Consider the following 8,035-nt stretch of genomic DNA (forward strand, 5'->3'; position numbering starts at 1 on the left):
CCTCTAGAAACTTTCTCTGGGTTAACCATCATTACATCACCCACTTTCGCTCCTAATAATTTCTTACGAGTAGTTTCATCTTCAACGAATTCCATAGAGATAGTTGATGAGTTCATCACACCACCTTCTTTGATTACGTCTTTCTTCACTAACTCAACAAACTGACCCATTACTAAATCGTTCTCTCCAACTTTTTCACCTGCAGATAACTTTCCGTAACGACGACGCATGTTATCGATCTCCTGATCAACAACTTTATCATCAGCTTTAACTTTTACGTAATCGTATTTGTTTCTTCCTGATAATTTGATGTCGAATTCTGGTGCTAAACCGATTTCGTAAGTGAATTCGAAATCTGCTGGATTGTTAAAGTCACCTTTAACCTCTGCGTCATTCTTAGGAATAGGATTTCCTAAAATTTCGATTTCGTTTTCTTGGATGTAATTGTAAAGAGCGTCATTTACAATTTTGTTAAGTTCGTCGCCCAATACAGCAGCACCGTATTGTTTTTTGATCATTCCCATTGGAACTTTTCCTTTACGGAATCCTGGGATATTGGCTTGTTTTCTATAGTTCGAAAGTACGTCATTTACCTTCTTCTCATAGTCTTCTTTAGCAACTTCTACTTTTAAAATTGCATTTAATTCATCAACGTTCTCACGAGTTACATTCATATTGCTTCTCTTAACAATTAAACAATCTAAAACAAAAAATGGCATAAGAAAACAATCTTATACCACCTTTGATTGTGCGGATGGAGGGACTCGAACCCACACACCTCGCGGCACTAGATCCTAAGTCTAGCGTGTCTACCAATTTCACCACATCCGCAGAAATTATTTTTTCCCCTTACAGTTCAAAAATAGTATTTCAAATAACGCTTCACCTATGGAAAGCGAGTGCAAAGATAATGAATTATTTTCATAGCAAACAATTTCAACACATTTTTTTTACAATTTATTCCATTTAGGCTCTCCTTCTCCAACCCGCTCATCTTTACTGACCTAAAGCAAGATGCAAAACAAAGTTTCAAACTTATTAACAAGGGTTGGTATTCGAAAAGAGAAGCATTACCTTTGTTTTCGAATTTTTTAGCAGAAAAGAATGTATTCTATAGAACCGAAAGAATTAGAAATCCCTCATTTACATCATTTATTGTTGGGAGCTGTGGGCCCAAGGCCTATTGCTTTTGCCTCTACAGTAGATGCTGAGGGAAATCCAAACTTATCTCCTTTTAGTTTCTTTAATGTATTTAGTGCTAACCCTCCAATCATGGTGTTTTCACCGGCAAGAAGTGGTAGAACAAATACAACAAAAGATACTTATGACAATGTAAAGGAGCACCCAGAATGTGTAATTAACATTGTGAATTACGACATCGTGGAACAAATGAGTTTAAGTTCTTCTCCTTATGCCAAAGGTGTAAACGAGTTTACGAAAAGTGGATTAACTCCTATTGCTTCTGACATCGTTAAACCTTTTAGAGTTAAGGAGAGTCCGGTACAATTCGAATGTAAGGTGAATGAAGTTATAGAATTGGGTGACGGCGGAGGAGCTGGTAACCTTGTGATTTGTGAAGTAGTTAAAATTCACATTCGTGAAGACCTACTTACAGAAAACAAGCGCATAGACCAAACTAAAATTGATTTAGTTGCACGTATGGGAGGTAACTGGTACTGTAGAGCCGATAAAAACTCTATGTTCGAGATCACAAAGCCAATTACAACGATAGGTATAGGATATGATAATTTACCTGCAGATATTTTAAATAGCGAAATATTAAGCGCGAATGATTTGGCCAAACTAGCGGGGGTTACCGAGTTACCAAACGAGACAGATGTGAACGAGCACAAGCTCATAGAATTATCTGATCTTTTCGTATCTTTAGAAGAAGACCAAGCAAAACTTGAACAAGAATTGCATAAATTGGCCAAACAACAATTACAAGAAAACAACATTGAAGATGCGTGGAAAACGCTTCTTTCATTTAATAATCAATAAAAGAGACAAAACATGTTTACACTAAGTGGTACTGTTAAAGTAAAAAATGACACGCAACAGATTTCAGAGAAGTTTAAGAAGAGAGAGTTTGTAGTGACGGACGCTTCTGGAAACTATCCACAAGATATATCATTCCAATTAACACAAGAAAGAGTTACTCAATTAGATGATGTAAACCAAGGAGACATGGTTAACGTTTCTTTCTTTATCAGAGGTAGAGAATGGACGAGTCCATCAGGTGAAGTGAAATACTTCAACTCTTTGGATGTATGGAAAGTTGAAAAAATGGGTGGTGGAGCTGCTGCTCCAAATGCAGAACCAGCTTCAGCTTCTAGCGCAGAAACATTTGTTGAAGAAGGAGACGATGATCTTCCATTCTAAGCAACATTAAAAGATATAAAAGGCAGCTTCGGTTGCCTTTTTTTTGTGCCCAACTTTCGTACATTCGTAGCAAAGCAAAAAGTATGAACCCAGAAAAAATTGAACGTAATTTCAAGAATTACTTCCCCAGCCCATTTAGTTTAGCCCTCCTTCTTACGCTGCTGACTTTTGTACTGGCTTATATTTTCATGGACAACTCAGCTGAGGAAAACAAATTACTGGCTTTAAGTAATTATTGGTACCAAGGTTTATGGGATAAAAGTGCCGGCGGTTTATATTTTGCTTTTCAAATGATGTTGATTTTAGTGTTAGGACATGCATTGGCGCTATCTCAACCCTTCAACAAACTGATTCAAAAACTGCTTTTACTTTGCACTAACCGCGTAAACGCCGTGGTGGTTTTAAGTAGTAGCACCATATTATTAGGCTATTTCAATTGGGGACTTGCCCTCATCTTTGGCGCCTTGTTTGCACGTAAAATTGGAGAATATTTTCAACAAAAAAAGCAAGCCATTAATTATGCTCTTTTAGGAGCTTGCGGTTATTTAGGACTATTGGTTTGGCACGGAGGCTTTTCCGGGAGTGCACCCACAAAAGTAATGGAAGGCGATTATTTAAGTGCCTTAGGATTTAACGGTCTCTCTATTCCTGTTGAGAGCACCTTGTTTAGCTCGTTAAATCTATTTGTATGTCTTTTACTTTTAATATTCATCCCCATGATTATGGGCTTTATTTCTAAAAGAAACTCGGGAAGTATTCCTCAACTCAATAAATCAAGGACTACCACTGAACCAAAATCAATTCAGAAACTGGGTATTGCTGAAAAATTCGAACACCGCGTTTGGATATCAAAAGCTTTAGGAATTTTGTTCTTAATTGTAGCTCTACAGCAAGCCCTCAGTTATTCTGGAAAAAGTTCATTGGGGTTCATACAACCCAATTATATCAACTTTTGCATGCTAGGCTTGGCCCTGCTCTTTCATCAAAACCTTAATTCATTTTTAAAGGCTATTGATGAAGCCATACGAGGAGCTTCTGGAATACTTATTCAGTTCCCTTTATACTTTGGAATATTGGGTATACTAAAAGGGAGCGGACTCATTTTTATGTTTACTGAATTCATCATTACTTTTGCCTCGGCAGAAACCCTTCCTTTTTTCACTTTTATTAGTGCAGGTATCGTCAACTTTTTTGTTCCTTCTGGCGGGGGACAATGGGCTATACAAGGACCTATCATCATAGAATCAGCGCAACAATTAAATGCAGATCTACCGAAAACGGTTATGGCTATGGCTTATGGAGATGAATTAACAAACATGTTACAACCCTTCTGGGCGCTTCCCTTGCTAGCTGTTACCAAACTTAAAGCGTATCAAATACTTCCTTTTACCTTTATTCTATTCTGTATTGCAACGGTGGTATTCCTTGCTGGACTTTTACTTTTTTAAAGCCCTTCCCTTCCATTCTTTTTTAAGAATTATAGACGCAAGAAACAGAAGCAATACATAGAATGGTAATCCTAAAAAGAAGATCGGTACAGCATAGATCTCTTTCTTTTTCATACCTTTTAGATATTCACGCACCAAGGCAATATCTATCATCGTTTTTAATCCGATGATAATCAATCCGGTAACTGAAAAAGGAAAGAGCAAAAGAAGGAAGTGCAAATTTACCAGGGTTAAAAACAGAATTGCACCATATTCCAACCAATTACTTTTACTTAACCATCGTAAACGCTGTTGCAAACACCCCTTTATCGTTCCAGGTAAATAGGTTTGAACACTCACGGTTTCTGAAGCACTCACTCCAATAGTTTTCTTTTTACTTTCAAATCCATTTAACAAAAAATAATCGTCTCCAGATAGATATTCCTTTCCCTTCGTTTCTTCGATTACTTCTAGATAACCCGATTTTTTATAAAGTAAATTGGCACCACTTGCAGTAAGCACTCTCCAGTTCCTTACTTTATAGCTCAAGGCATGAAAGAAAAGATAATCCCATTCAAAAAACTTTAATCCGCTAACATTACTTCTTAACGCAACGGGTAACACCCACATATCTTGTATTTCTAACTGACTCAGATTTTCAAAATAGTTCTTGTGGGGGATTATATCTGCATCCCACTGTAATATGAAATTGGTTTCGGCATGGTCAACACCTAAATGTATAGCCGCTTTTTTTCCGTATGAATCTGTTAAATGGTACAATCTAAAATTAAGTGGACTGTCAATTAATTCATCCTTTAATACCTGTACAGATTTATCTGTTGAATGATCATCAATAAAAATTATTTCAAAAGGGTGCGCCGATTGTTCGTGCAGTGCATGTATAATACGATCAATACAATGTGCTTCATTCCGAAAAGGAATTATGAGCGTAATATCTTGTAAATCCAAATGTTTTCCTGTTTCCTTATCCAAATCTCGTCTTGAGATTACCACCAAGTAAAAAGCAGCATAAAAGAAAATTATTAATAGAGATACACTAAGTAGTGGTAGAATCATATGCTTTTTGTTTAACCGTGTAATATGCGCCAAATACAGCAGGAACTCCTAAGTTCAATATCCATATTAGCAAAGAGGAAAAGACAATCCCTATAGAATTTTCTAATAGTGGTAGAAATAATATTAAAGCCAAACTTTCTCGAACAATGAGTCGGTTTAAAAACCAAGATGGAATCAATGTGAGGTAAAAATAATATACCATTGACCACAATAAAAAAGTATGGAACTCACCAACATTAAAACTCAATAGAAAACAGGTATACTGCATGCTAATAATAAAAGACCTGAAAAGACTTAAGCCTAAAAGTCTACCTCTATGCAAAGGGTTGACTTCTACACGGTACTCTCTTAACCATCTGATTTGTTGAATACGCAATTTGGGCATTGAAAAATAACTGATCAAAGCAATTGCGATACAGGCATATAGTAATGGTGAAGGTAGGTCCAGCGGAATAACATCCAGAAATAATAACCCTATTCCACCAAGTACAAGCGTCGAAACAAACTGAGACAAATTTGCATATAGGTTTAAACTAGTATAAGCTTCTTTATTTTGAAACCAACGTCTGGCACCTAAGAAGTTCCCTAAACGATTGGGTGTAATCACACCCATAAAAACACTGGCCAAAACCGCTTTAAAACTAAAATTCTCTTCCTCGTTTATCTGTGCTGCATTCCATTTAATTTTTTGCGCTTCTAACCACCAATTAATGGGCATAAGTACGATCCCAAGCATTAACAACCAGCTATTCTGTATACGAAGCGTTTTAAAATCGGTCCATTGAAAACCCGACAATTTATCATAGAAAATCCAAAGGAAAAGCAAGAACAAAGGAATTTGTAACAAGACTCTTATTTTCTTATTTAACTTTGGAATTCGCAAATCAATAGAATTTATGGTTGAAGATAAGATAATTCTCGGTATAGATCCAGGTACTTCAGTGATGGGGTATGGAATTATTCATGTTCAGAATAAACAACTTAAACTCATCACTTTTGGCGTAATTCACTTATCTAAAATTGACAATCATCCAGACAAATTGAAGAAGATTTTCGATCGCGTTGATGGAATAATCTCGGAGTACAAACCCGATGAGATGGCCATTGAAGCCCCCTTCTTCGGTAAGAATGTTCAGTCTATGTTAAAACTGGGGCGTGCACAAGGCGTGTGTATAGCAGCTTCATTGAAACAAAACGTCCCTTTTGAGGAATATACCCCTAAACGAATTAAACAAGCCATTACGGGAAGCGGAAACGCCTCAAAGGAGCAAGTGGCTGGTATGCTTCAACAACTTTTAAAAATAAAGGAGCTCCCCAAGTATTTGGATGCCACTGATGGGTTAGCAGCTGCTGTATGTCATTACTTCTCCAAAGGTGTTGGAGAACACAATAAATCTAAATCGAAAGACTGGGCATCCTTTATTAAGAATAATCCAAACAGAAAGGCATAAAAAAAGCTTCCATCAGGAAGCTTTAATTTTTTCGGCTATTGCCTTTAATTCCTCTTGGGAATAATTCAGTTTATCTTTACTAAAATTCATATCCTGCACAGAATTGATTGGAATCAAATGAATGTGCGCATGAGGTACTTCTAAGCCCACTACACTCACACCAATTCTGTTGCAATCAAATGCCTTATCCATTTTACGTGCAACTGACTTAGCAAATTGCATCATCCTTCCTAATAAATCATCTTCAATGTCAAAGATGTAATCTACCTCTTCTTTGGGTACTACAAGTACATGACCTTCCGATAAAGGTTGAATATCCAAGAAGGCTAAAAACTCATCGTTCTCCGCTACTTTGTGACTTGGAATTTCGTTATTGATGATTTTCGTAAAAATAGAGGCCATTATCTTTCGATGTTTATGATTTCAAATTGAACGATTCCGTTTGGTGTTTGCACGTCTGCGATATCACCTTTTGCCTTCCCTAACAAACCTTTTCCAATCGGTGAATCAACTGAAATCTTCTTCGCTTTTAAATCTGCTTCATTTTCTGCCACTAAAGTGTAGGCTACTTCCATACCATTCTTTACATTCTTAATGGTCACTTTAGATAAAATGAAAACTTTGTTATTGTCCATTTTAGAATCATCAATGATACGAGCATTCGCTATCACATTTTCTAACTTAGAAATTTTCATTTCTAAAATACCTTGAGCCTCTTTTGCTGCATCGTATTCTGCGTTCTCCGACAAATCTCCTTTATCTCTCGCCTCTGCAATTTGTTTAGAAATAGAGGGACGTTGAACTGTTTTCATTTCGTGCAATTCATCCTTCAATTTCTTAAGACCTTCTTCTGTATAATAACTTATTTGTGACATGATTCTTTGATAATTTAAAACAAAAAACAAGAGAGCCCAAGGGACCCTCCTGTTCTAACAAATATAATGAAATATTTTATTTTAAGCTAAGTGTAATACCGAAGCTATTGATTCCTCCAAATACTGGAGACATTCTGTAACAGTACTCAATACCGATTGGTGCTTTACTTTCTCCAACTAAAGCATCTACTGAGAATCCTGCAGTTAATCCAGATAAAGCATTCGTTCTGTTATCCACAGAGAAAATATCTTTTTCTAATACATAACCAGCTCTAACATTAAATGCAGCTTTTTCAGTTGCCATACCGTAATCTAAACCGAAACGGTATTGGTCATTACTGAAAGAGTTCGCAGTAAACGAACCTGCAGCAGTCAATTTATTTGTTTCAGAGAATAAGAAATCATAAGATACTCCCATCACCAATTGAGATGGCATTTCAAAGTCATTCGCTCTTTGCTCTAAAGTTGCAGAACCACCAGTTGTTTGGTAGGTAATTGGTGTAGCTAAACCATCACCGTCAAATTGCATTGTTGGACCTACATTTTTCAAAGAGATACCAAATTTAACGTGATCTTGCTCACCTGTTACGTAACGGATACCTGCGTCAAAAGCAACACCTGATGCAGACATATTCGCTACACTTTCAGTTAATACTTTTAAGTTAAACCCACCGTAAATAGAGTTAGAGAATTCTCTAGCATATCCAACATTAACAATGTTTTGACGAGGTGTAAAAACAGCTCCTGTTGGTTCTGGTAAATCTACCGTAGTTTGGTAAACCTCACCGAAACCAAATGCCTGAATAGCTACAGAAATAACATC

General features: G+C 36.6%; 10 protein-coding genes and 1 tRNA gene. 4 read left to right on the forward strand and 7 right to left on the reverse strand.

The genetic code is table 11. The annotated features are described in order from the left end of the window. Nucleotides 1-674, reverse strand: a 674-nt coding sequence (locus AC22ZQ_RS10310; RefSeq protein ID WP_318958704.1) for a trigger factor family protein, incomplete at its 3' end; no start/stop codon positions are given. Between the two features lie 75 nt (nt 675-749). Beyond that, nucleotides 750-831, reverse strand: a tRNA-Leu gene (locus AC22ZQ_RS10315). Nucleotides 832-1,104: 273 nt separating this feature from the next. Between AC22ZQ_RS10315 and AC22ZQ_RS10320 the strand changes: the two genes are divergently transcribed. From AC22ZQ_RS10320 to AC22ZQ_RS10330, 3 genes are all read left to right on the forward strand, one after another. Then, nucleotides 1,105-2,001 carry a flavin reductase family protein gene (locus AC22ZQ_RS10320; protein WP_318958705.1) on the forward strand — a complete coding sequence of 299 codons (897 nt, stop codon included), beginning with the start codon at nt 1,105-1,107 and terminating at the stop codon, nt 1,999-2,001. Between the two features lie 12 nt (nt 2,002-2,013). Then, nucleotides 2,014-2,382, forward strand: a complete 369-nt coding sequence (locus AC22ZQ_RS10325) for a DUF3127 domain-containing protein (RefSeq protein WP_318958706.1) — start codon at nt 2,014-2,016, stop codon at nt 2,380-2,382. An 83-nt stretch (nt 2,383-2,465) separates the two neighbouring features. Then, nucleotides 2,466-3,830, forward strand: a complete 1,365-nt coding sequence (locus tag AC22ZQ_RS10330; RefSeq protein ID WP_318958707.1) for a TIGR00366 family protein — start codon at nt 2,466-2,468, stop codon at nt 3,828-3,830. Here the strand turns inward: AC22ZQ_RS10330 and AC22ZQ_RS10335 are convergent. After that, nucleotides 3,819-4,886: a glycosyltransferase gene (locus AC22ZQ_RS10335; protein WP_318958708.1), complete on the reverse strand. Its 1,068-nt coding sequence runs from the start codon at nt 4,884-4,886 to the stop codon at nt 3,819-3,821. The two genes, AC22ZQ_RS10330 and AC22ZQ_RS10335, sit on opposite strands and share 12 nt — an antisense overlap. Further along, nucleotides 4,867-5,622 (reverse strand): hypothetical protein, encoded by a 756-nt coding sequence (locus AC22ZQ_RS10340; protein ID WP_318958709.1) that lies wholly within the window; start codon nt 5,620-5,622, stop codon nt 4,867-4,869. The genes AC22ZQ_RS10335 and AC22ZQ_RS10340 overlap by 20 nt, the downstream gene beginning before the upstream one ends. Nucleotides 5,623-5,782: 160 nt before the next feature. Between AC22ZQ_RS10340 and ruvC the strand changes: the two genes are divergently transcribed. After that, nucleotides 5,783-6,337 carry a crossover junction endodeoxyribonuclease RuvC gene (ruvC, locus tag AC22ZQ_RS10345; RefSeq protein ID WP_318958710.1) on the forward strand — a complete coding sequence of 185 codons (555 nt, stop codon included), beginning with the start codon at nt 5,783-5,785 and terminating at the stop codon, nt 6,335-6,337. Between the two features lie 12 nt (nt 6,338-6,349). On the opposite strand, the gene AC22ZQ_RS10350 is transcribed toward ruvC, so the two are convergent. The 3 genes from AC22ZQ_RS10350 to AC22ZQ_RS10360 form a co-directional block, all read right to left on the reverse strand. Then, nucleotides 6,350-6,739: an HIT family protein gene (locus tag AC22ZQ_RS10350; protein WP_318958711.1), complete on the reverse strand. Its 390-nt coding sequence runs from the start codon at nt 6,737-6,739 to the stop codon at nt 6,350-6,352. Beyond that, entirely contained in the window at nt 6,739-7,212 is a 474-nt protein-coding gene (gene greA / locus AC22ZQ_RS10355) for a transcription elongation factor GreA (RefSeq protein ID WP_318958712.1), read from the reverse strand. Before greA ends, AC22ZQ_RS10350 begins: the two co-directional genes overlap by 1 nt. Before the next feature lie 76 nt (nt 7,213-7,288). After that, a partial coding sequence (locus AC22ZQ_RS10360; protein WP_318958713.1) for a PorV/PorQ family protein occupies nt 7,289-8,035 on the reverse strand: 747 nt, incomplete at its 5' end.

Source organism: Lishizhenia sp. (assembly GCF_057456495.1).